The organism is Cryobacterium mannosilyticum, from assembly GCF_004402705.1.
Lineage (GTDB): Bacteria > Actinomycetota > Actinomycetes > Actinomycetales > Microbacteriaceae > Cryobacterium > Cryobacterium mannosilyticum.
In genome coordinates this window covers 1-19,930 of sequence record NZ_SOFM01000001.1, presented here as the reverse complement: position 1 = coordinate 19,930, position 19,930 = coordinate 1, and the positions used below count along the sequence as shown (strand labels likewise).

Here is a 19,930-nt window from a genome sequence, read left to right as displayed (position 1 = left end):
CAACGGATGCCCGGGAGTTGGTCGCCCACGATGAGGTCACGCGCGAAGAAGGTTTCTGCCCCGGGGTCGCCCCCTGGGCAGACGCCCGAGCCGCGCGTGCTGGAGTTGCGGGTGCATGGCATCAACAACACCGCCCCCTCGGCGCTTCTCGATCTTGCGGTCACCGACATCGAATGCGTGGCCGGGGACGGGTTGGGCAGCTTCTGGGCCCCGACGCCCGCCGCGTTGGACCGGCTTCGCCGTCCGCCGGATGCCGCGGGCCGGCGCGGCTTCGTGCCCCGCGGCATCCGACGCGAAGCGTATTCCTGGGGCGGGCTGGTGCGCAGCACCCCGGAGCCCACCGGGCCGGGCGGCGCACTCGTGGCCGGACTCGCTCGGGTCGGCTGGGCGCTCCTGCTGCCGTTCAGCATCGCCAATGCCGCCGTCTGGTGCTGGCGGCTGCCCACCGGGACCGTGGTGCTGAGCGTGCGCGCCGGTCTCGTGCGTCTGTTCGGCGGGCTGCTCACACTGCTGTTGCTGTCGACGGTCATGTCGGTCGCCGTCGATCTGCTCGCCGTGCAGTGCTACGCGGGCGACAGCCTGGTCTGCACCGTGCTGCCGCAGCCCTTCGAGGCACTGGCCCGGTGGACCCCGGAGCGCCGGATGGCACTGTTCTCGCTGGCCCCGGTGCTGGTGGTGGTGGGGCTCTGGCTGTTGTCGGGCATCAGCCGGCTGCGCTACGACGTTGCCGACCGCTATCTCGACGCCCGCGAACCGTCGGCGTCGGCCGATGCTGCCGACGCCCAGAAGGCCGACGCGCCGTTGCTCGCGAGGCCGCAGTTCTGGAGCAACCGCGGCGAGACCCGCCGGTTGTCCCTCGGCCACCTCGCGGCCGGAGTGAGCCTGGTCTCGGCCGAATTGGGCGCGCAGGCCGTGATCGACGGCGGAGGCGTCGGCCTGGCCATGGCCGCCTGGCTTTGCGGCGGCCTGCTGCTCCTCTCCCTCGCCACCGTTTTCGGGACCCGCACCCTCCCGGTGGAGCGCGTGGCGGCGTCGGCGGCGGGCCGCTGGCAGAAGACGCTGGCCGGGCTGGGCGGCGCCGGCTATCTTGGGACCCTGGGGCTGCTCATCGCGGGGTGGCCTTCCACCGGTGGCGACGCAACCGGCCGGCCCGGTTTCACCGTCACGGCCCTGGCCCCGCTCACCATGGTCGGGCTCATGCTCGCCCTGATCGTGTCGAGCGTGTTCTTCCGCCTTCCGCGTGCCGGCGCCGCGCTCCGGTTCGAGGCCTGGCACGGACTGGCCCCTGCCGTGTTCCTCAGTCTCGCCCTCGGTATCGGGCTTGTCCTGTCCAGCCTCGTCGCGGTGGCGGCAGGCGACTGGCTGAACGGAGGGGCGGGCGCGAGCGCGCTGCTCGGCTCCGGCCCGGCCGGCGACCCGGCCGCCACAGTGCGCACGCGTTGCACCGGAACGTGCGTGTCCCTCGATCCGCAGCTCACGATCCCCACCCTCTACCCGTGGTTCGGCGGCGTCGCCCTGTTCGTGTTCGCGGCGGCGGTCCTGGTCGTCGTCGCGGCCCTGCTGCGTCGGAGAGCGGTGGCCCGCCGGGTCGAGGTCTGGGCGCCGTCGACCTCTTTCGTCGGGACATCGGCCGAGGACCAGCCGATGCCGGTGGGCTCCGCGGCCGAGCTGCTGGCCCTGCTCGGTCCGGTGCGGGACCGGAAGCGGGCCACGGCGGCGCGCCTGCACCTGGTCGAACCGGTCGTCGCCATCCTGGCGGCCGCTGCGGTCGTCGCCGTCCTCGCGTCGGAGTTGCTGGCCTGGCTGTATCCACGGCTGTCTGCCTCCCCTGTGACTGCCGGGGTCCAGGCGGCGTGGACCGGGAATGCCGGCTGGGCGCTGTCGTGGCTCGACGTGGCCATGGGCGCCTGGGCCGGCATTGCCCTGCTCGTGCTCGCCGGACTCGTCCTGCCCGCCGGTCCGGGCCGGTCGACCCGGCCGCTGGCGACCGTCTGGGACCTGGCCTGTTTTCTGCCCCGGGCGGGACATCCGCTCGGAGCGCCGTGCTACACCGAACGGGCCGTGCCGGAGCTGTCCCGCCGTATCCTCTGGTGGCTGCGCCCCGAATCGGACACGCCGGCGACGCGGCGGCGGGAGGTCGTTCTCGCGGCGCACAGCATGGGCGCCGTCGTGTCCCTGGCCGCACTGTTCTCACTGTCGTCACACCCGCACTGGGCCGCGCTTCGCCCCCGGATGTCGCTCCTCACCTTCGGCGTGCAGCTGCGACCCTACTTCGGGCGGTTCTTCCCCGAACTGCTCGGGCCGGCGGTGCTCGGGACCACCCCGTGCCTGCGGCCGCGGCTGTGGGCGGCCGACCCGTGGGGTGCGGACCACTCGGCGGGAGCGCCTGAGGCCGGAGCGAATGCCGCCGCGGCCGCGTCTCCGGTTCCCGCCCGGCGCTGGGTCAGCCTGTGGCGGGCGACCGACTCGCTCGGTTTCCCGGCATTCTCGAACCGGCCGACCGGCAACCCGATCGACGAATTCGCGGACGAGATCGACACCAGCGGGTATACCGGTGCAGTCGGAGCCCACCAAGGGTATTACCGAACCCGGCAGTACCATTCCGCTCTGGCGGATCTCGCCGGCACGGTGCGGCCGGATCCGCGCTGAAGGACAGTCAGCCCTTGGTAGCGGCGCCGACCGGGGGATGGTTGGATGCAGACATGACTGAACCGGACCACGGCACCGATCCCCACTCCGCGGGCCACGCCTCGCGCCTCAACTGGCTCCGCGCGGGCGTGCTCGGCGCCAACGACGGCATCGTCTCGGTCGCCGCCCTCGTCGTGGGCGTTGCGGCGGCGACCCCGGATGCCGCCGCCATCCTGATCGCAGGCGTCGCCAGCCTCCTCGCCGGCGCCATCTCGATGGCCCTGGGCGAATACGTGTCGGTGAGCAGCCAACGCGACACCGAGCGCGCCCTGATCGCCAAGGAACGCTGGGAGCTCGAGCACATGCCGGATCAGGAGCTGGCCGAACTGGCCGGCCTCTATCAGGCGAAGGGGCTCAGTTCCGGCACCGCCCGGCAGGTGGCGCTCGAGTTGACCGCGCACGACGCGCTCGGCGCCCACCTCGAGGTGGAACTGCACATCGGCACGGAAGAGCTGTCGAATCCGTGGCATGCGGCGTTCGCCTCCGCCCTCGCGTTCACGGTGGGCGCCATCCTGCCGCTGCTCGCGGTGCTGCTGCCGCCGCCCGCATGGCGACTGCCGGCCACGTTCCTGGCCGTCGCGATCGCCCTCGTCATCACGGGCTGGCTGAGCGCCTACCTCGGTGGCAGCCCGAAGACCCGTGCGATCTCCCGGGTGGTCGTCGGCGGTCTGCTCGCCCTCGGAGTCACCTGGGCCATCGGCGCCCTGATCGGCACGTCGATCTAGCGCACGCCCCCGACCCCGGTCGTAGGCTTGCGGGATGAGCGCAGAGCGAGCAGTCCCGGCATCCGTCATCGTCCCGGCATCCCTTGACGCCGTTCTCGTGCTGGTCTTCGCCCTGGTCGGCCGGGCCAGCCACGGCGAGGGTTTCCTCGGAGTGCTGACGACGTGGTGGCCGTTCCTCGGCGGACTCGCGATCGGCTGGCTCGTGCTGCGCGCCTGGCGCAGCCCCCGGCGCATCGTCTGGACCGGCATCGGCGTCTGGCTGTGCACGGTGGCCGGCGGGATGCTGCTGCGGCTCGCGAGCAGCCAGGGCGTCCAGCCGAGCTTCATCATCGTGGCCACGATCGTGCTGGGCCTGTTCCTGCTCGGCTGGCGTGCGATCGCGCTCCTGGCGGCGAGNGCCAGGGCGTCCAGCCGAGCTTCATCATCGTGGCCACGATCGTGCTGGGCCTGTTCCTGCTCGGCTGGCGTGCGATCGCGCTCCTGGCGGCGAGGCTGCGGCGCACGCCCTCGGGCGTCTGAGCCCGCGCCGCTCGCCCTCGCCGCGCCCGTTTCGGCAGCCCGCCACCGCGGGCGCGGGCGCGGCCCGCCGGTGCGCCCTCGTCGGCGCTGGCCCCCAGTCGGCCGCCCGGTCTCCCGCCGCTGAGCGGTCAGCCCGCCGCGATCGCATCGTAGGCCACGAACGCGCCGAACAGGGCTCCGGCCACGAGCACCGCCCCGGCGAGCGCCACCGCCCGATCACGTGCCGCGGGTCCCCAGGCGAGCGCGAGGGCGACGCCGACGGCCGCCTCCAGCCACCACTGCGGGCCGCCGATCAGCAGGATGCCGTAGAGGCCTTCCCCGAGGACGACGCCGCCGATGGCCGCGGCCGCGGAGCGCCGGAACAGGGGCTCGGACCGCCGCACCAGTCCGCCGGCGAGGCCGCAGAGCGCCCCGGCGACGACCCCGACGACTCCCCACAGGAACACTTCACGCAGGGTGGGCGGCGCGGGGGCGAGGAACACCCAGACCGCGACCATCGCGGCCAGGCAGATGGCTCCCGCGACCGCCGAATGGCGGGCTCGAGGCCGAAGGGCGACCACGGCGAAGAACGGAACGAGCCCCCACAGAGCGCTGGTGTTCGCCAGGGTGCCCCATGGTCCGGGCAGCAGCAGGAAGAGCAGCCGCGCCGCGCCGCCCGCGAGCGCTCCTCCGGCAACCATCAGCGCGAACAGGGCGGGGAGCCGTGTCCCGGCCGCCGGGTCACGCGCGGGCTCCGCGGCATCCGTCGCCTGGGGTTCGGGGCGCGGAGTCTCGGTCACTGGCCCAGCCTAGGTGCGCCGGACGACTGGCGCCGGCCCGCGCACCGGCGCATCATGGTCCCGTCGCCCCGCCTCGCTAGCTCCGGTATTCCTCCGCATCCAGGTCGGCGTCGCGGTCGTCCGCGTCGTCGAAGTCGACAGCGCGGTCATCGGCGTCGACGGTCCAGTCCTCGGCGTCAGGGGCGATCGGCAGATCCTCGTCGAGGGTCAGAGCGATGTCGTCAAGGTCGCGATCCTCGTCCAGGCCGTCGTTCGCCGCATCCGCTCGACGCGGCCAGAGCCCATCCGGGTCCATTGTCATGATCGTTTCCTCCCCGCCAGGCGAAGGGCCGGGTGCCCCCGCGCGAGCCACGGTACGCTCTTCGCCAACCCGCGACAAGGGTGCCGGCCGATGCCGCGAAGCCACGGGACGCTCGTCAGCAACCCTCGACAAGGGTGCCGGCCGATCACGCGTGCCGCCGGGCAGGGTCAGGCCCGCAACCCGGGGGTCGCCAGGAGCGACCCGTCCCGGAGCACGGCGAGCACCTCCACCGGCCAGGTCTCGGTGCTCCGGTTCAGGATCGCCTCCCCGCCGGCGATGATGGCCGTGGCCAGCACATCGGCGGTCACGATGTCACGGGCGAGAACGGAGACCTGCCGGTAGGCTGACGCTCCCCCGCTGCCGGAAGACCAGATGTGGTCGCCGCGTTCGGCGCTGCCGGAGGTCGCGACCGCCCGCAGCGGCAGCGCCAGGGTGACGACGGCCAGGGTGCGCGCCCGGTCCTCCGGGTCGACGATGCCGGCCACCCAGTCGAGGCCCGGCGCCTGGTCCCCGGCGACGAGGACGTCCCCGCCCGCGTTCAGGGACCAGTCCCCCAGGCCGAGGGCGTGCAGCGTTTCCCCGGCCTCGTCGATGGCGAGTGCCTTGACCACTCCGGACAGATCGAGCACGCCATCCGCCCGGTGCGGGGTGAACACCCCGTCGGTGCGGTCGCGCCAGTCGAGGGCGAGTGCGTAGCAGTCCCGCAGTGCCGGGCTCGCCTGGGTGAGGCGGAGTTCCCCCCGGTTGATCCGGCTCAGTTCCGATTCGTCGCGGTAGAGACTGAACCGGGCATCCCACCGTCCGAACACGCGGGTGACCGCGTCGCGGGCGGCCTCGCGGGCGGCAGGGTCGACCGTTCGGCCGAATCGGATGCTCAGCACCGTCCCCATGGACGACACGGTGACCGCGCCGGTTCCGGCTCCGTCCTCGGCTGAGACCCGGGCGTCGGGCGGCATCACGGTGCCGGGCCGGCTAGAACTGGGCGGCATCGAGGGCCGCCTGCAGTGAGGTGAGGTAGCCGCCGGTCGTGTAGGTGGCGCCGCTGACGTTCTGCACCTGGGCCGACTGGGCGGCGAGCACCTCGCTGCGGAGGATCGGCGCCGCCTGGTTGCTGATCATCACCGAGCGGCCGCCGTCGTTGGTCAGCTGGAGCGCCGTGACCTCGGTGATCGTCCCGTTCGCGATCGTCACGGACACCTGCACGGGTCCGAACCGGGTGTGCACCACCGACCCGTCGAAGGTGCCGCTCGGCGCCGCCGGGGCGGCGGCCGCTGTCGGTGCGGCCGATGGGGCCGCCGACGGCGTCGCCGCCGCGCCCGTCGCAGTGGCGGCGGTGCCCATGGCGGCGGCCGGCACCGACGTCGCCAGGGTCTGCTGGGATGCCGTGAGCTGGGCGCCGAGCTGCCAGCCGACGCCGACCACGGAGACTGAGGCCAGCGCGGCCAGGGTTATCGCACGGAATCTCACCAGTCGAACCTTTCGAAATGGATCTGCCGTGTCGGCAGGCCGGCCGCCCGGGCGTCGCGCACGACCTCGTCGGTCCAGCGCCGGGGACCGCAGATATAGACGTCCGCTTCCCGCAGCTTGGGAACCAGGGTGCGGAGGCTGACCTTGGCCCGCACAGCGTCCGCCGGCAGCCAGCTGTTGGCGCCGGGTGAGCGCTTCCCGGCGATGATGCGCAGTTGGGCACCCCTGGCCCGGCACAGGTCGGTCAGTTCGTCGACGAGGTAGGTGTCGTCGGCCGTGCTCGAGCGGAGGATCACGGTGGCCTGGCCCGGGGCGAAGGTCGCCGTTTCGAGCAGTGACCTGATCGGGGCCACCCCGATGCCGGCGGCGATCAGCACGATCCGGGGAGAAGTGCGGGCGAAGTCGGTGAAGAGCCCGTAGGGGCCTTCGAAGCTGACCCTGGTGCCCTTGGGCAGCGCCGACAGAGCCGAGGAGGCGTCGCCGAGGCCGCGCACGGTGATCCGCAGCGCGTCGCCGGTCGGTGCGGCCGACAGCGAGAACGGATGCGCCTGCCACCAGAGCTTCGGCGTCCAGAACCTCCAGATGAAGAACTGTCCGGAGCGGGCCCCCAGCCGGCGCAGCTGCCGGCCGGACAACCGGATCGACACGACGTCGCGGGCGACGGGGTCGACCCCTTCGACCACGAGCCGGGACCGGAGCGAGCGCACGATCGGCACGATGAAGCGGAAGAGCAGGATCGAGCCGGCCACCCCGACGTAGAGTGCGAGCCAGTAGTAGCGCTGCACGGAGCCTTCGCGGAACAGGGTGCCCACGCTCAACTGGTGCGGGATCGACACGAGCACGGCCAGGTAGGAGAGCAGGTGCACCAGGTGCCACGCCTCATACCGGAAGCGGTGCCGCACCACGACGAGGGAGGTGACCACGACGGTCACGAGCAGCCCGAGACCCACGAAGGCGAGCGGCATGTCGGGGAGGGTCGTCAGCATGATCCACACCTCCGCGAACACCGAGGCCGGCTGCACCATCGCGTAGCCGATGGTGAGCAGGACGCCGTGGCCGAGGATCAGGTAGAGCGCGGGCTTGCCCAGCGACTGGTGCAGCTCCATCGCGCTGTCGTGCCCGAAGGCCCGGTCGATCGAGGGGAGCCGCGCGGCCAGCAGCATCATCAGGAGGAGGAGATCGGTCCCGACGAGGCCGGTCACCACGCCGAGGGAGGTGATGGCGTCGGCCGGCGTTCCGAAACGGGATGCCCCGCCGTCGGCGAGGAAGATCGCGATCACCAGGGCGACCGAGACCACCGCGATGATCTGCAGCCCGTCGGCCAGGCGCATCCGCCGGTGGTAGTTCGGGTGGATGCGCGGCACCGAGGTGTGGCGCCGGGTGCGCTGGGCGGGACGGGTGTCGAGGCTCATACTCGGAGCTTTCCGGGCGATTCAGTTGAATCCCTATCGAAAAGCTGAGAACGACCTGTGCGCCTCCAATGCGTCCTGCACGAGCTCTCAGGAACGCTGCCGGGTTCGCGCGAGGAGCACGATCAGGATGGCGATCCCCAGGACGCCGACCGCTAGATCTTCTCGATCGGCGCGATCTTGATCAGGAGCTTCTTCGCGCCCGCGGTGTCGAACTGCACGTGCGCGATCCGTTTCGTGCCGTCGCCGGTGACCTGGTTGACCCGGCCGTCACCGAAGTCCACGTGGCGGATGCGGTCCCCCGCCGCCAGGGTCAGGTCGCCGTTGTCCCGCACCTGCGACACCCGGTTCGTCCACTCCGTCTTCGGCTTGGGCGCCGGCGGCAGCGCCTGAGGTTCGCCGCGTTTGGCGAACCCGCCGCCGAAACCGTCGCGGCGGGCGTTGAGCGCGCGCGGCTGGGTGCCGCCGCGGGAGTTCGCCATGCCGGGCGACTGCTTCCAGTCGATCAGGGCGACCGGGATCTCCTGCAGGTAGCGGCTGGGCATGGCCACGTTGATGTCGCCGAACTGCGCGCGGGTCATCGCCAGCGACAGGTACAGCCGTTGCCTCGCCCGGGTGATCCCCACGTAGAACAGCCGGCGCTCCTCGGCCGGGCCGCCGGGCTCGTTCGCCGACATCTGGTGCGGGAGCAGCCCCTCCTCGACGCCGGTGAGGAACACCGCCTCGTATTCGAGCCCCTTGGCGGTGTGCAGGGTCATCAGCGAGACCGTGCCGGAGGCGTCGTCGAGGTCGTCGGCCGCGGCGACGAGTGACACCTGGGTGAGGAAGTCGACGAGCCCCGAGTCGGGGTTCTCCTTGTTGAAGTCCTTGGTCTGGGCGACGAGTTCCTCGATGTTCTCGGCGCGCGCCTCGTCCTGCGGGTCGCGGCTGCCCCGGAGCAGGGTGAGCAGGCCGCTGCCGTCGAGCAGGAAGGTGAGCAGTTCGGAGACGTTCGCCTGGCCGGCCGGGTTGGCGGGGTCGATCTTCAGCGCCGCCTCGTCGAGCAGGGCGGCGAGCTTCAGGATGGCCCCGGTCACCTTCGGCCCGAGTCCGAGTGACGCGCAGTCGCGCATGGCCTGGCGGAAACTGATCTGGTTGGCTTCGGCGAAGCTGGCGAGCCCGGTCTCGGTCGCCGGCCCGATCCCGCGCTTCGGGGTGTTCAGGATGCGGCGGAGAGCCAGCTCGTCGTTCGGGTTGGCGACGGAGATGAGGTAGGCCAGCGCATCCTTGATCTCGGCCCGTTCGTAGAACTTCGTGCCGCCGACCACCCGGTAGGGCACGGCGGAGCGCACGAGGATTTCTTCCAGCGCACGGGTCTGCGCGTTGGTGCGGTAGAACACGGCCATGTCCCGGTAGGCCATGCCTGCGGAGTGCAGCACCTCGATCTCGTCGGCCACGAACTGGGCCTCGTCATGGCCGGAGTAGGCGGTGAAGCCGACGATCTTCTCGCCGTCGCCGCCCGCGCTCCACAGTTTCTTGTCCTTGCGGTCGAAGTTATGGCCGATCACCGCGTTGGCGGCGGAGAGGATGTTCTGGGTGGACCGGTAGTTCTGTTCGAGCAGGATCACCTTGGTGCCGGGGAAGTCCCGCTCGAATTCGGTGATGTTGCGGGTGTCGGCGCCGCGGAAGGCGTAGATGGACTGGTCCGAGTCGCCCACCACGGTGAGCGACGCGCCGGGGATGCCGCCGGTGGCGTCGCGCAGGTTGCGCACGTGCACTCCGGTGGCTTCCATCTCGTCGGCGAGTTCGGGGTCGACCGGACGGGTCAGCTCTCGCACGAGCGAGTACTGGGCGTGGTTCGTGTCCTGGTATTCGTCGACCAGGATGTGCCGGAACCGGCGCCGGTAGAGGGCGGCCACCTTGGGGAAGGCCCGAAACAGGTAGACCGTCTCCCCGATCAGGTCGTCGAAGTCGAGGGCGTTGGCGGCGCGGAGGCGCTGGGTGTACTGCCGGAAGATCTCGACGAACATGACCTCCTGCGGGTCGCTCATGTTCGCGTTGCGGGAGTAGGAGTCCACGTCGGCAAGCTCGTTCTTGAGCTTGGAGATCTTCGCGGACGCGTTGCCGGGGGTGAAGCCCAGGGTGTCGGCGTCGAGCGACTTGATGATGCGCTTGAGGGTGACTTTGGTGTCGGCGGAGTCGTAGATGCTGAAGCTGGCGGAGAGGCCGGCATTCTCCGCCTCGCGGCGCAGGATCCGCACGCAGGAGGAGTGGAAGGTGGAGATCCACATTCCGTCGGCGCCCTGGCCGAGGATGGCCTTGACCCGGCCCTGCATCTCTGCGGCGGCCTTGTTGGTGAACGTGATCGCGAGGATCTGGCTGGGCCAGGCCTCGCGGGTCTCGAGCAGGCTGGCGATGCGCCGGGTGAGAACGCTCGTCTTGCCGGAGCCTGCCCCGGCGATGATCAGGAGGGCGGGGCCGCGGTATTCGACCGCCTCGCGCTGCTGGGGGTTGAGCCCCTCCAGCAGCGGGCTCTGGTAACCGCCGGGCCGTTCGCCGTCGGGCCGTCGGCCGTCCATGATGATCGGCCCCCCGGTCGGGGCCTGGTGGGCGGGCGTGTTGTCCGGGTCGAAAAGCGTCATCATCTCGCTGACAATCCTAGGCGCTGCGTCTGACACCGGGCCGGGCGACGGGCCGGTCACTGCTCGGCAGCGAGCTCGTCCCGCACGGTGACGGCGAGGTCTGGGTGGTCGGCGAAGACCCCGTCGATCCCGGTTCCCATGATCGTGCGGAACTCACTCCGCCAGTCGCCGAAGTCTGCCCTGAACCGCCCGCGTCGGAACGTCTTGGCGAGGAACCGGTTCTCGGGGCGGAGGGTCCAGCAGTAGATCTCCAGGTCGGCGGCGTGCGCGGCGTCGACCAGGTCGGATGCCCCGGAGACGTGGCCGTCGGCATCCGTCTCGAGGATGAGAGATTTGGGCACGCTGATGCCGTCGACCTTGCCGCTCAGCGAGTAGAGGCCCTGCTCGGAAAGGAAATCGGCGTAGTGCGGAGCCTTCGGCCCGTGGAGTGCGACCTCGTCGAAGGGCTTGCCGCGCGCCTCGAGCAGGAAGATCCGCTTGCCGTAGATGCCGCGGGCGTACACCTTGTCGAGCAGGCTCTGTTCGAAGCTTTCGATCGTGAGCCGGCCGTCCCCGGCGTTCCAGCCCGCGGTGTTGACCTCGGCCGCGAACAGCTCGTCGAGGGGCAGGCCGATCGACGCGAAGTAGGAGGCGTGCTTGATCTCGGCGACGACGCCGATCGGGCGCCTGGCCCGGCCGGCGACCCGGTCGATGAGCTTGAAGACGTCCCGCAGCCGCAGCAGGGGGAACCGGTCGTCGAAGGTGGCGCTGGACTTGCGCAGCTCGGGCAGCCGTTCCCTGGCGCGCAGGGTGCGCAGCTCCGACCAGGTGAAGTCCTCGGTGAACCACCCGGTGAGACGGATGCCGTCGATCACCTTCGTTGCGCGGCGACCCGCGAATTCCGGATGGTCGGCGACGTCGGTGGTGCCGGAGATCTCGTTCTCGTGCCGCACGATCAGCACGCCGTCGCGGGTCGCCACGATGTCGGGTTCGACGGCATCCGCCCCGAGGGCGACGGCCAGCTCATAGGCGGCACGGGTGTGTTCCGGCCGGTATCCGCTCGCCCCGCGGTGGCCGATCACAATGGGGTGCATGTGCCCAGAGTACGCGCGCAACTGCCAGACTCGAGGCGATGACACCCTGGATCGCACCTGCCGCGCGGCCGACCGCGTGGGGAAACGCGCGCGCCCGCTCCCTCGTCGGCCTGGTCCTGATCATGCTCGGCGTCGCCGCGACGGTCTTCACCAGCACCTACAGCATGTTCTTCCTCCTGATCGGGCCTTCGCTCCATCTGCTCGGCTGGCTGGTAATGCCGGGGGCGCTCTGGCGCCGCCTGGTCGTGTTGCTGCCGTGTCTTCTGGCCGGCCTCACCCTGCTCGGCGGGCCCGATTTCGCCGGCGCCTTCGCCGTGCTCCTGGCCGGCTGGCTGCTCGTTCGGCACCGGCCGCTGCCGAGCTACCTGGTGTTGGTGTTGCCGATCGGCGTGAGCTTCCTGATCAAGGCGTTCCTGCACGGCTACGCGCAGAACTGGGTCGGCGACCTCGTGGGCACGGCCACCGTAATCGCATCCGCGTGGCTGGCCTGGTGGATCGCCGGCCGGCTGGACGTCAAGGCCGGTCAGGTCGCAGAAATAACTCGGCAGATACCCAGCAGATCTGAATAGACTTTCCCCAGTCACCAGTACCGTTCGGCGCTGGCCGCAACCTCAGTCGATTGTGAGTTACGAAAACCATGGCATCCTCCAACCCCGCATTCTCCCGAAACGCCGCGTTCGGCGCTCCTGGCGCCGTTGCAGCGGGCAAGGTGCTTTCCGACAGCGACCTCCAGGGCATGTTCAACGCCCCGTCCGCCGGCTCGCAGGACACCGACCGGATGAGCTACGAAGACACCATCGTCAAGACCGTCCTCAGCTTCGCCCTGCTGCTCACCGCGGCCGTGGGCGCTTGGCTCCTGACTCCGTCCCTGCCATTCCTGCCGTTCCTCGGCATGATCGTCGGCCTCGTGCTCGGACTGGTGAACACCTTCAAGAAGGAGCCGTCCCCGGCGCTGATCCTCTCCTACGCGGTGGCCGAAGGCCTCTTCGTCGGCGGTATCTCTCAGATCTTCGACCAGCGCTTCTCTGGCGTCGTCGTGCAGGCCGTGCTGGCCACGCTCGTCGTCGTCGGTGTGACTCTCGCGCTGTTCGCCAACGGCAAGGTGCGCGCGTCGAAGAAGGCCACCAAGGTCTTCCTGGTCGCCATGGTCGGCTACCTGGTGTTCTCCCTGGTCAACTTCGGTCTGGTCGCGTTCGGCGCGATCGACAGCCCCTTCGGCCTCAGTAGCTCCGTGACGATCTTTGGCATCAAGCTCGGCCTCATCATCGGCGTCCTCGCCGTGCTGATGGCCGCGTACTCGCTGGTGCTCGACTTCGACTTCATCCAGCGCGGCGTCAACAACCGGGCTCCCCGCAAGTTCGGCTGGTCGGGTGCCTTCGGCATCATGGTCACCGTCGTCTGGCTCTACGTGGAGTTGCTGCGCATCTTCGCGCTCGCCCGCGACTAACAGGACACGAATGCAGGAAGGGCCGCCCCTCGGGGCGGCCCTTCCTGCATTCCCGGGGTCAGGTCCGCTCAGTTCCCGCCCTGGCCGTACCTGCGGTTTCCGATGCCGATGATCGCCTCGGTGGGGATATTGTGCGTGGCTCGCCATCTGTCGAACTGGTTCGTGGTTCGGAGCGGAACGAGGCCGTCGCTGGGATACCCGGCCTGGTCAAGCTCGGCGGCGACGCGGCGCCCGAAGATGTCGACCCGGTGAACGGACACGAACAGGGCGATCAACGCGGGGGCCACCACCAGCAGGGCGACGATCAGGAGCGAGTTGACGCTCGACCCGGCCAGCGCGGGAATGGCGATCGCCATCAGCAGCAGCGCGACGGGCAGCGCTATCGCGGATCGCACGAAGAAGAGCCAGACCGGGTAGTACTGGCGGCAGAACCCTTCGCCGATTCGTGGTCCCCACGCTGCGGTCATTCGTCGTGCGCCCGGCGTTCCCGGCATGTCGGTCGTCAACAGTGCACCCTGTCTTCTGTGGTGTGGTCGGCCTCGGGTGCCCGTGCCGCGGATGGTCACGGCTGCCCGGCCTCTACCCAGAATATCGCCTGGGATCACGGCGGGGTTGCCCGGCGTAGGGCGGGGCTCGCCCATCGCCTGGATCGGGGGCAGACTCCACCGTGAGAACACCGACCGACGAGGAGGCACACCCGTGTCGAAGGAACAGGATTTCGTCATCGTGGGGGCATCCCTCGCCGGGGCGTCAGCCGCGAAGGCGCTCCGCGACGAGGGCTTCACCGGCAGCATCCGTTTGCTCGGGGCCGAAGCCCACCATCCGTACATCCGTCCCCCGTTGTCCAAGGGTTTCCTCGCCGGCACGGCCGAGCGGGGCACGGTCTTCGTCGAGGCGGACGACTGGTACGCGGCGAACCAGGTCGAATTCCGGCCGTCCACCCGGGTGGTCGGACTCGACCCCCGGGAGCACCGCCTCACCCTTGACGGCGGCGAGACCCTCGCCTGGGACCGGCTGTTGCTGGCCACCGGATCGTCCCCACGCCGGCTCGCGATTGCCGGTGCCGACCTCGCCGGGGTGCATTACCTGCGCACCCTCGACGACTCGGAGACCCTCCGCGATCTGTTGGCCGGCGGAGGGAAGCGGCTCGTCCTGATCGGCTCAGGCTGGATCGGCATGGAGGTCGCCGCGACCGCGCGCACGCTCGGCAACGACGTCGTCATCCTCGAGCGCGACCCGATCCCGCTCGCGAATGCGCTGGGCGACGAGCTCGGGCAGATGTTCGCCGACCTGCACCGCGAGCACGGGGTGACCCTGCGCACCTCCGTCGTCGTCGACAGCATCGCCGGCGCCGACGGCCGGCTGACCGGCGTGGTCCTGCAGGGAGGCGAGGTGGTGCCGGCGGACCTGGTCCTGGTCGGCGTCGGCGCAGTCCCGAACGTCGGCCTCGCCGAGGACGCCCGGCTGCAGGTCGAGAACGGGATCGTGGTGAACGAGAGCCTGCAGACGAGCCACCCCGACATTTACGCGGCCGGCGACGTCGCCAACGCGTACCACCCGATTGCGCGGATGCGGCTGCGCAGCGAACACTGGGCGAACGCTCTGCACGGCGGGCCGGCTGCGGCGCGCGCCATGCTCGGGCAGTCCGTGTCGTTCGACGCGATCCCGTACTTCTACACCGACCAGTTCGACCTGGGGATGGAGTACTCGGGATTCGGGCCGCTGACCCGGGGGGCTGACCTCGTCTTCCGCGGCGACCGCGGCAGCCGCGAGTTCATCGCGTTCTGGCTGGCCGGAGGCACCGTGGTCGCCGGGATGAACGTGAACGTGTGGGACGTGAATGAGGCCGTGCAGGCCCTCATCCGCCGCGGCGCCCCGGTCGACCCGGGCCGCCTGGCCGACGGATCGATCCCCCTCGAGGCCGTCTAACCCCGGCCCGCTCGTTCCCGAGCGGAGGGTTCTACTCCCACTCGATGGTGCCCGGCGGCTTCGACGTGACGTCGAGTACGACCCGGTTGACCCCGTCGACCTCGTTGGTGATCCGGTTGGAGATCTTCGCCAGCAGGTCGTAGGGCAGGCGGGTCCAGTCGGCGGTCATCGCATCCTCGGACGATACCGGGCGCAGCACGATCGGGTGGCCGTAGGTGCGGCCGTCGCCCTGAACGCCCACCGAGCGCACGTCGGCGAGCAGCACGACCGGGCACTGCCAGATCTCGCGGTCGAGGCCGGCGGCGGTCAGTTCGGCGCGCACGATCGCATCCGCGTGACGGAGCAGGTCGAGCCGATCCTGGGTGATCGAGCCGACGATGCGGATGCCGAGGCCGGGTCCGGGGAACGGCTGGCGCTGCACGATCTCGGCCGGCAGCCCCAGCTCGGCGCCGATCGCTCGCACCTCGTCCTTGAACAGGGTGCGGAGCGGTTCGATCAGTTCGAACTGCAGGTCATCGGGCAGGCCGCCCACATTGTGGTGGCTCTTGATGTTGGCGGTGCCGCTGCCGCCGCCGGACTCGACGACGTCGGGGTACAGGGTGCCCTGCACGAGGAAGCGGATCGGGTCGCCGTCGATCGCGGCGGCCTCCTTGATCAGCTCGGCCTGGGCCTGCTCGAAGGTGCGGATGAACTCGCGGCCGATGATCTTGCGCTTGGTCTCCGGGTCGCTCACGCCCTCGAGCGCGGTGAGGAACTGCTCTCGCACGTCGACGGTCACCAGGCGCACGCCGGTGGCCTTCACATAGTCTTCTTCGACCTGGCGGCGCTCGTCCTGGCGGAGCAGGCCGTGGTCCACGAAGACGCAGACGAGCTGGTCGCCGATGGCCTTGTGCACGAGGGCAGCGGCCACCGCCGAGTCCACTCCGCCGGAGAGCCCGCAGATGACCTTGCCGGTGCCGACCTGGGCGCGGATGCGGGCCACCTGCTCGGCGATGACGTTGCCGCTGTTCCAGTCGGCGGGGATTCCGGCGGCGCGGTGCAGGAAGTTCTCGAGCACGTTCTGGCCGAACTCGGAGTGCTTGACCTCGGGGTGCCACTGCACTCCGTACAGGCGGCGCGCGTCGTTCGCGAACGCGGCGACCGGGGTCGACGCGGTCGAGGCGAGCACCCTGAAGCCGGCGGGGGCCTCCGACACCGAGTCGCCGTGGCTCATCCACACCGTCTGCGCGGCCGGCTGGCCGGCGAGGAGCGCGTTGGTGCCGTCCGAGACGGTGACCGGGGTGGAGCCGTATTCGCGAGCGCCGGTGTGGGCGACGGTGCCGCCGAGGGCGGTTGCCATCACCTGGAAGCCGTAGCAGATGCCGAGCACGGGGATGCCGAGGTCGAAGATGGCCGGGTCGAAGGTGGGGGCTCCGTCGGCGTAGACGCTGGACGGTCCGCCGCTGAGCACGATGCCGAGCGGGTTCAACGCCCGGACCTCGGAAGCGGTGATCGTGTGTGCGACGATCTCGGAGTAGACGGATGCCTCGCGCACGCGCCGGGCGATCAACTGCGCGTACTGCGCGCCGAAGTCGACCACGAGCACGGGGCGGGCACCGGTCTGGGCGGCGACGGCGCTCATGAACGAGCCTCCGCAGTCGCGGCGGACACGTCGGCGTCACGGCCGGCCAGGAACGCCTTCACCTCGCGCGCGACGCGCACCTCGAGGAAGAACGACAGGGTGGGGATGATGCCGCCGAGCGCGATCAGGAGGAAGCGCGGGAACGACCAGCGCATCAGGCTCCACAGCCGGAAGTCGGCGAACAGGTAGAGCACGTAGAACCAGCCGTGCACGATCAGGATCGCGGTGCTCAGGTTGAACGCGGTCACGCTCTCGCGCGGAACCAGGGCGAGGAGCCCGTTCGGTCCGCCCAGTTCGAGCTCGTACTGGAAGACGAATTTCAGGATGACTTCGACGCAGAGCAGCAGGAGGAAGACACCGGTGATGATCGACGAGACCTGGTAGAGCCGGAGCGCACCGGGGATGCTGGGGATGTCGGCGGGCTTGGGTTCAAGTGGCATGCGGCAATTCTATCGGGCCTCCGCGGCGTCGATGGCGGCCTGCTCCTCCTCACGCTCCCAGGCGTCCCGCACGAGGCGGTACCAGAGGAACACGGCGAAGCCGGCGAAGACCGCCCATTCGAGGGCGTAGAAGATGTTGAGCCAGTTGAGGGACGCGTCGGATCCCGGCTCAGGCGAGTCGATCACGAGCAGGCCGGTCGGGCTGGTGGAGTCCACGAGGTAACCCGCGTAGACGGACTGGTCGGTGAAGCCCGTCCACAGGTTGATCAGCGCGGCGGTCGACACCGTCGACTGAGTGTGCGGGTCGCGCCCGTCGGCCGGAACGACCGGGGCCTCCGAGGGAACGAAACGGCCGGTGAGGGTGAGCGGCTGCCCGGCGGGAAGGCCGGCCAGCGCCTCGATCACCTTGTCGGCCGCGGCCCGGTCGGCGGTCCAGCCGCGGGCCACCGGGATGTTCGCGGCATCCGTCGTGACGAACCGGCTGACCACCCAGAAGCCGCTGGCGCCCGCGTTGAGCCGGTCACTGATCAGCTGGTCGTCGCCCGGCACGAAGGAACCGTCAACCGTCACCATCTGCCCGGTAGCCGCCTCGCGGGGCGGCCCGTCAGGATCCACGGTCTCGTCGAGCGGGCGCACGGTCTCCGTGCTGCGTTCGACGACCTGGCCGGAGGCGACGGCGCGTTCCAGCTGCCATCGGCCGAGCAGGGCGAAGGCCGCCGCCACCGCGAGGGCGAGCAGCAGGGCAAGGATCCAGCGCGGCCGGAGCATCATTCTGATCACGAGTAGTCTCCTGTGCCGGTGTCCCGGGGTGGTTTCGCTGCGGGGCCGGCCTCGGTGGTGAACCGCTCGGTCACGAAGTCGGCCATCGAGTCGGCGCCGGCGGATGCCGCCTCCGCGCCGGCGCGTTCGGTCATCCGTTTCACGGCGTGCTCGGTGTCAGTATCGGTGGGCTTGCCGCTGTCTCTCGTGACCGCCTCGACCAGGGCGATCTCCTCGTCGAGCATCGGGTTGCGGGCGGGCCGGGCGGCCGGTTTGGCCCGGCGCAGGCGACGGCCGACGGCCGCGCCGATCTTCTCCGAGTTCGCGGTGAACAGCGGTCCGAGGATCGCCATCGTGAGCACATAGAGACCGGCGAACGGCTGCAGCCGCTGGTCGAGTCCCGCGCTCACCGACAGCGTCGCCAGGATCAGGGTGAACTCGCCGCGGTTGACGAAGATCGCGGCGGTGTTCAGTCCTTCCCTGGGGCCCATCCCGTGCAGCCTGGCCATCAACATGCCGGAGACCACACTGAGCACGAACGTCATCGCCACGGCCAGCAGCACGATCGTGATGACCGAGCCGAACTCGGCGACATTGAGGGCGAGGCCGAAGTTGAGGAAGAAGAAGGCGCCGAACACGTCGCGGAGGGGCACGGCGACGCGCTCGATCCGGCCGCGGTAGGTGCTGGCGCCGAGCACGACCCCGATCAGGAACGCGCCGATCGCATCCGTCACCCCGATGATCTCTCCCACCCCGGCGAACAGCACCGCCAGACCGAAGAAGAGGATCGTGAAGAGCTCGTCGTCCTTGGTGCGCATCAGGCGGGAGACGACCCGGCCGCCCCAGCGGGCGACGGAGAACATGACCACGAGGAAGAGGAACGCGATGCTCAACTGCAGCACGATCGGCCAGATCTCGGTCTTGCCGCTGAGAACGACGGAGACGATCGCGAGGTAGACCGCGATGAAGATGTCGCCGACGACGGTCACCCCGAGGATCATCGGGGTTTCCTTGTTTGCCAGGCGGCGCAGTTCGATCAGGAGCTTGGTGATGATCGCGCTCGAGGAGGTGCCGGTCATCCCGGCGATCACGAGGGCCTCCCTGGTGCCCCAGCCGACCATCAGGCCGAACGCGAAGCCGAGACCCATGTTGATCAGAACGTAGGAGCCGCCGGAGATGAGCAGTTTTCCGGCGTCGCCGAAGAACGCCTCCTGGTCGAACTCGAGGCCGAGGCTGAACAGGAGCAGGATCAGCCCGAAGATGGCGATCAGCTCGATGTCCGCTGACTGGAAGTTCAGCGGGAACCAGCCGCTGTTCGGGCTGGCGAGCAGGCCGACGATCATGTAGATCGGGATCGACGGGAGCCCGATCAGTTTTCCGGCGCGCCCCAGGATGTAGGCGACGACGAGCAGGATGCCAAGAGTGATGAGGTCTTCGCCGAGGTTCATGGGCTAGCCCCCGGGCGGTGCGTCGACGGTCTTGGCCTTCACTTCGCCGGTGCGGAAGAATGCGAATGCCTTCGCGACCTTCTCGGGCGAGCCGGCGACGACGAGCGTGTCCCCGGGGAAGACCCGGAAGTCGTGGGCGGGCGCCGGGTTGGCGGACTCCCCGCGCACGACGGCGACGACCGTGAGGCCGGCGATGCCGCGATCGGCCGGGTTGCCGAGGGTCTGGCCGGCGATGTGGTCCTCGTAGTCGACCGTGAACCAGTCGATGCTGAGACCGGGGATCTGGTCGAGTGCGGTGAGCGACTCGGTGATCTGGGTGCCGCCGAGAAGCTCGGCGAGGGTGTGCGCCTCGTCCTCATTGAGCCGCAGGGACACCTTTGCCGCGTCGGGCCCGCCCTCGTCATCGGCGAACGTGATCAGGTCGCTGTGGCCTGAACGGTGGGCGATGACGCCGACCTTTCCACCGTCATCCGTGATGAAGGTGTGCAGCACACCGACTCCTGGGAGTTTGACCCGACGAACGTCAACCATGGTGAGGACTCCTGAGGCTTGTGGGCTGTCCGCCTAGTGTACCGGAGCCGAATTGTGCGCCCACCGGATGCCTCCCTCCGCGCCCGGCTCGCGCCCCCGCCCGATGTCGCCCGCTCGCCGCGCCCGCGCCCCTCGCCGCGCCCGCGCCCCTCGCCGAGCCCCTCGCCGCGCCC

General features: G+C 70.2%; 19 protein-coding genes. 6 read left to right on the top strand and 13 right to left on the bottom strand.

Translation table 11 applies throughout. The annotated features are described in order from the left end of the window. The first annotated feature begins 111 nt into the window (after nt 1-111). The 3 genes from E3O32_RS00105 to E3O32_RS17760 are packed head-to-tail and all read left to right on the top strand — an operon-like array spanning nt 112 to nt 4,056. Nucleotides 112-2,649: a hypothetical protein gene (locus E3O32_RS00105; protein ID WP_134505791.1), complete on the top strand. Its 2,538-nt coding sequence runs from the start codon at nt 112-114 to the stop codon at nt 2,647-2,649. Nucleotides 2,650-2,702: 53 nt separating this feature from the next. Next, complete coding sequence (locus tag E3O32_RS00100; protein ID WP_134505790.1) at nt 2,703-3,413, top strand: VIT1/CCC1 transporter family protein; 711 nt, start codon at nt 2,703-2,705, stop codon at nt 3,411-3,413. Between the two features lie 34 nt (nt 3,414-3,447). Beyond that, the gene (locus E3O32_RS17760; protein WP_166790729.1) at nt 3,448-4,056 is read left to right on the top strand and encodes a DUF3054 family protein; all 609 of its coding nucleotides are present in this window, start codon (nt 3,448-3,450) and stop codon (nt 4,054-4,056) included. 4 nt (nt 4,057-4,060) lie between these two features. On the opposite strand, the gene E3O32_RS00085 is transcribed toward E3O32_RS17760, so the two are convergent. The 7 genes from E3O32_RS00085 to E3O32_RS00055 all read right to left on the bottom strand — a co-directional run bounded on the left by E3O32_RS00085 (nt 4,061) and on the right by E3O32_RS00055 (nt 11,582). Continuing rightward, complete coding sequence (locus E3O32_RS00085) at nt 4,061-4,711, bottom strand: DUF6518 family protein (RefSeq protein WP_134505788.1); 651 nt, start codon at nt 4,709-4,711, stop codon at nt 4,061-4,063. A gap of 76 nt (nt 4,712-4,787) precedes the next feature. After that, complete coding sequence (locus tag E3O32_RS00080; RefSeq protein ID WP_134505786.1) at nt 4,788-5,012, bottom strand: hypothetical protein; 225 nt, start codon at nt 5,010-5,012, stop codon at nt 4,788-4,790. A gap of 167 nt (nt 5,013-5,179) precedes the next feature. Continuing rightward, nucleotides 5,180-6,001 carry an FAD:protein FMN transferase gene (locus E3O32_RS00075; protein ID WP_241974411.1) on the bottom strand — a complete coding sequence of 274 codons (822 nt, stop codon included), beginning with the start codon at nt 5,999-6,001 and terminating at the stop codon, nt 5,180-5,182. After that, entirely contained in the window at nt 5,985-6,479 is a 495-nt protein-coding gene (locus E3O32_RS00070; RefSeq protein WP_166790728.1) for an FMN-binding protein, read from the bottom strand. Before E3O32_RS00070 ends, E3O32_RS00075 begins: the two co-directional genes overlap by 17 nt. Then, on the bottom strand, nt 6,476-7,891 hold the full coding sequence (locus E3O32_RS00065) for a ferredoxin reductase family protein (protein ID WP_241974410.1): 1,416 nt from the start codon (nt 7,889-7,891) through the stop codon (nt 6,476-6,478). Before E3O32_RS00065 ends, E3O32_RS00070 begins: the two co-directional genes overlap by 4 nt. Before the next feature lie 152 nt (nt 7,892-8,043). Next, on the bottom strand, nt 8,044-10,512 hold the full coding sequence (locus E3O32_RS00060; protein ID WP_134505785.1) for an ATP-dependent helicase: 2,469 nt from the start codon (nt 10,510-10,512) through the stop codon (nt 8,044-8,046). A 53-nt stretch (nt 10,513-10,565) separates the two neighbouring features. Further along, the gene (locus E3O32_RS00055; RefSeq protein WP_134505783.1) at nt 10,566-11,582 is read right to left on the bottom strand and encodes a glycerophosphodiester phosphodiesterase family protein; all 1,017 of its coding nucleotides are present in this window, start codon (nt 11,580-11,582) and stop codon (nt 10,566-10,568) included. A gap of 38 nt (nt 11,583-11,620) precedes the next feature. Between E3O32_RS00055 and E3O32_RS00050 the strand changes: the two genes are divergently transcribed. Together E3O32_RS00050 and E3O32_RS00045 are read left to right on the top strand one after the other, a co-directional pair. Continuing rightward, nucleotides 11,621-12,151: a hypothetical protein gene (locus tag E3O32_RS00050; RefSeq protein WP_134505781.1), complete on the top strand. Its 531-nt coding sequence runs from the start codon at nt 11,621-11,623 to the stop codon at nt 12,149-12,151. Between the two features lie 68 nt (nt 12,152-12,219). Next, on the top strand, nt 12,220-13,029 hold the full coding sequence (locus tag E3O32_RS00045) for a Bax inhibitor-1/YccA family protein (protein ID WP_134505779.1): 810 nt from the start codon (nt 12,220-12,222) through the stop codon (nt 13,027-13,029). A 68-nt stretch (nt 13,030-13,097) separates the two neighbouring features. On the opposite strand, the gene E3O32_RS00040 is transcribed toward E3O32_RS00045, so the two are convergent. After that, nucleotides 13,098-13,496: a hypothetical protein gene (locus tag E3O32_RS00040; RefSeq protein ID WP_134505777.1), complete on the bottom strand. Its 399-nt coding sequence runs from the start codon at nt 13,494-13,496 to the stop codon at nt 13,098-13,100. Nucleotides 13,497-13,728: 232 nt separating this feature from the next. On the opposite strand from E3O32_RS00040, the gene E3O32_RS00035 reads away from it, so the two are divergent. Next, nucleotides 13,729-14,958 carry an NAD(P)/FAD-dependent oxidoreductase gene (locus tag E3O32_RS00035; protein ID WP_241974409.1) on the top strand — a complete coding sequence of 410 codons (1,230 nt, stop codon included), beginning with the start codon at nt 13,729-13,731 and terminating at the stop codon, nt 14,956-14,958. A 31-nt stretch (nt 14,959-14,989) separates the two neighbouring features. Here the strand turns inward: E3O32_RS00035 and guaA are convergent, their stop codons facing one another. From guaA to E3O32_RS00010, 5 genes are read right to left on the bottom strand one after another with little or no spacing between them, the layout of a single operon-like run. Then, nucleotides 14,990-16,579 (bottom strand): glutamine-hydrolyzing GMP synthase, encoded by a 1,590-nt coding sequence (guaA, locus tag E3O32_RS00030; protein ID WP_134505775.1) that lies wholly within the window; start codon nt 16,577-16,579, stop codon nt 14,990-14,992. Next, nucleotides 16,576-17,019 (bottom strand): DUF3817 domain-containing protein, encoded by a 444-nt coding sequence (locus tag E3O32_RS00025; protein ID WP_134505773.1) that lies wholly within the window; start codon nt 17,017-17,019, stop codon nt 16,576-16,578. Before E3O32_RS00025 ends, guaA begins: the two co-directional genes overlap by 4 nt. Before the next feature lie 9 nt (nt 17,020-17,028). Beyond that, nucleotides 17,029-17,790: an SURF1 family protein gene (locus tag E3O32_RS00020; protein WP_241974413.1), complete on the bottom strand. Its 762-nt coding sequence runs from the start codon at nt 17,788-17,790 to the stop codon at nt 17,029-17,031. A gap of 5 nt (nt 17,791-17,795) precedes the next feature. Continuing rightward, nucleotides 17,796-19,226, bottom strand: coding sequence for a cation:proton antiporter (locus tag E3O32_RS00015; RefSeq protein WP_134505770.1), 1,431 nt, complete (start codon nt 19,224-19,226; stop codon nt 17,796-17,798). Between the two features lie 3 nt (nt 19,227-19,229). Continuing rightward, nucleotides 19,230-19,757, bottom strand: a complete 528-nt coding sequence (locus tag E3O32_RS00010) for a cation:proton antiporter regulatory subunit (protein WP_134505768.1) — start codon at nt 19,755-19,757, stop codon at nt 19,230-19,232. Between the last annotated feature and the right edge of the window lie 173 nt (nt 19,758-19,930).

What these genes read in the sequence shown, in the direction of transcription:
- E3O32_RS00050 (WP_134505781.1), top strand. Translation starts at nt 11,621, where the DNA reads ATGACACCCTGGATCGCACCTGCCGCGCGGCCGACCGCGTGGGGAAAC.
- E3O32_RS00045 (WP_134505779.1), top strand. Translation starts at nt 12,220, where the DNA reads ATGGCATCCTCCAACCCCGCATTCTCCCGAAACGCCGCGTTCGGCGCT.
- E3O32_RS00040 (WP_134505777.1), bottom strand. Translation starts at nt 13,496, where the DNA reads ATGACCGCAGCGTGGGGACCACGAATCGGCGAAGGGTTCTGCCGCCAG.
- E3O32_RS00055 (WP_134505783.1), bottom strand. Translation starts at nt 11,582, where the DNA reads ATGCACCCCATTGTGATCGGCCACCGCGGGGCGAGCGGATACCGGCCG.
- E3O32_RS00015 (WP_134505770.1), bottom strand. Translation starts at nt 19,226, where the DNA reads ATGAACCTCGGCGAAGACCTCATCACTCTTGGCATCCTGCTCGTCGTC.
- E3O32_RS00060 (WP_134505785.1), bottom strand. Translation starts at nt 10,512, where the DNA reads ATGATGACGCTTTTCGACCCGGACAACACGCCCGCCCACCAGGCCCCG.
- E3O32_RS00100 (WP_134505790.1), top strand. Translation starts at nt 2,703, where the DNA reads ATGACTGAACCGGACCACGGCACCGATCCCCACTCCGCGGGCCACGCC.
- E3O32_RS00075 (WP_241974411.1), bottom strand. Translation starts at nt 6,001, where the DNA reads ATGCCGCCCAGTTCTAGCCGGCCCGGCACCGTGATGCCGCCCGACGCC.
- E3O32_RS00025 (WP_134505773.1), bottom strand. Translation starts at nt 17,019, where the DNA reads ATGCCACTTGAACCCAAGCCCGCCGACATCCCCAGCATCCCCGGTGCG.
- guaA (WP_134505775.1), bottom strand. Translation starts at nt 16,579, where the DNA reads ATGAGCGCCGTCGCCGCCCAGACCGGTGCCCGCCCCGTGCTCGTGGTC.
- E3O32_RS00065 (WP_241974410.1), bottom strand. Translation starts at nt 7,891, where the DNA reads ATGAGCCTCGACACCCGTCCCGCCCAGCGCACCCGGCGCCACACCTCG.
- E3O32_RS00020 (WP_241974413.1), bottom strand. Translation starts at nt 17,790, where the DNA reads ATGATGCTCCGGCCGCGCTGGATCCTTGCCCTGCTGCTCGCCCTCGCG.
- E3O32_RS00010 (WP_134505768.1), bottom strand. Translation starts at nt 19,757, where the DNA reads ATGGTTGACGTTCGTCGGGTCAAACTCCCAGGAGTCGGTGTGCTGCAC.
- E3O32_RS00080 (WP_134505786.1), bottom strand. Translation starts at nt 5,012, where the DNA reads ATGACAATGGACCCGGATGGGCTCTGGCCGCGTCGAGCGGATGCGGCG.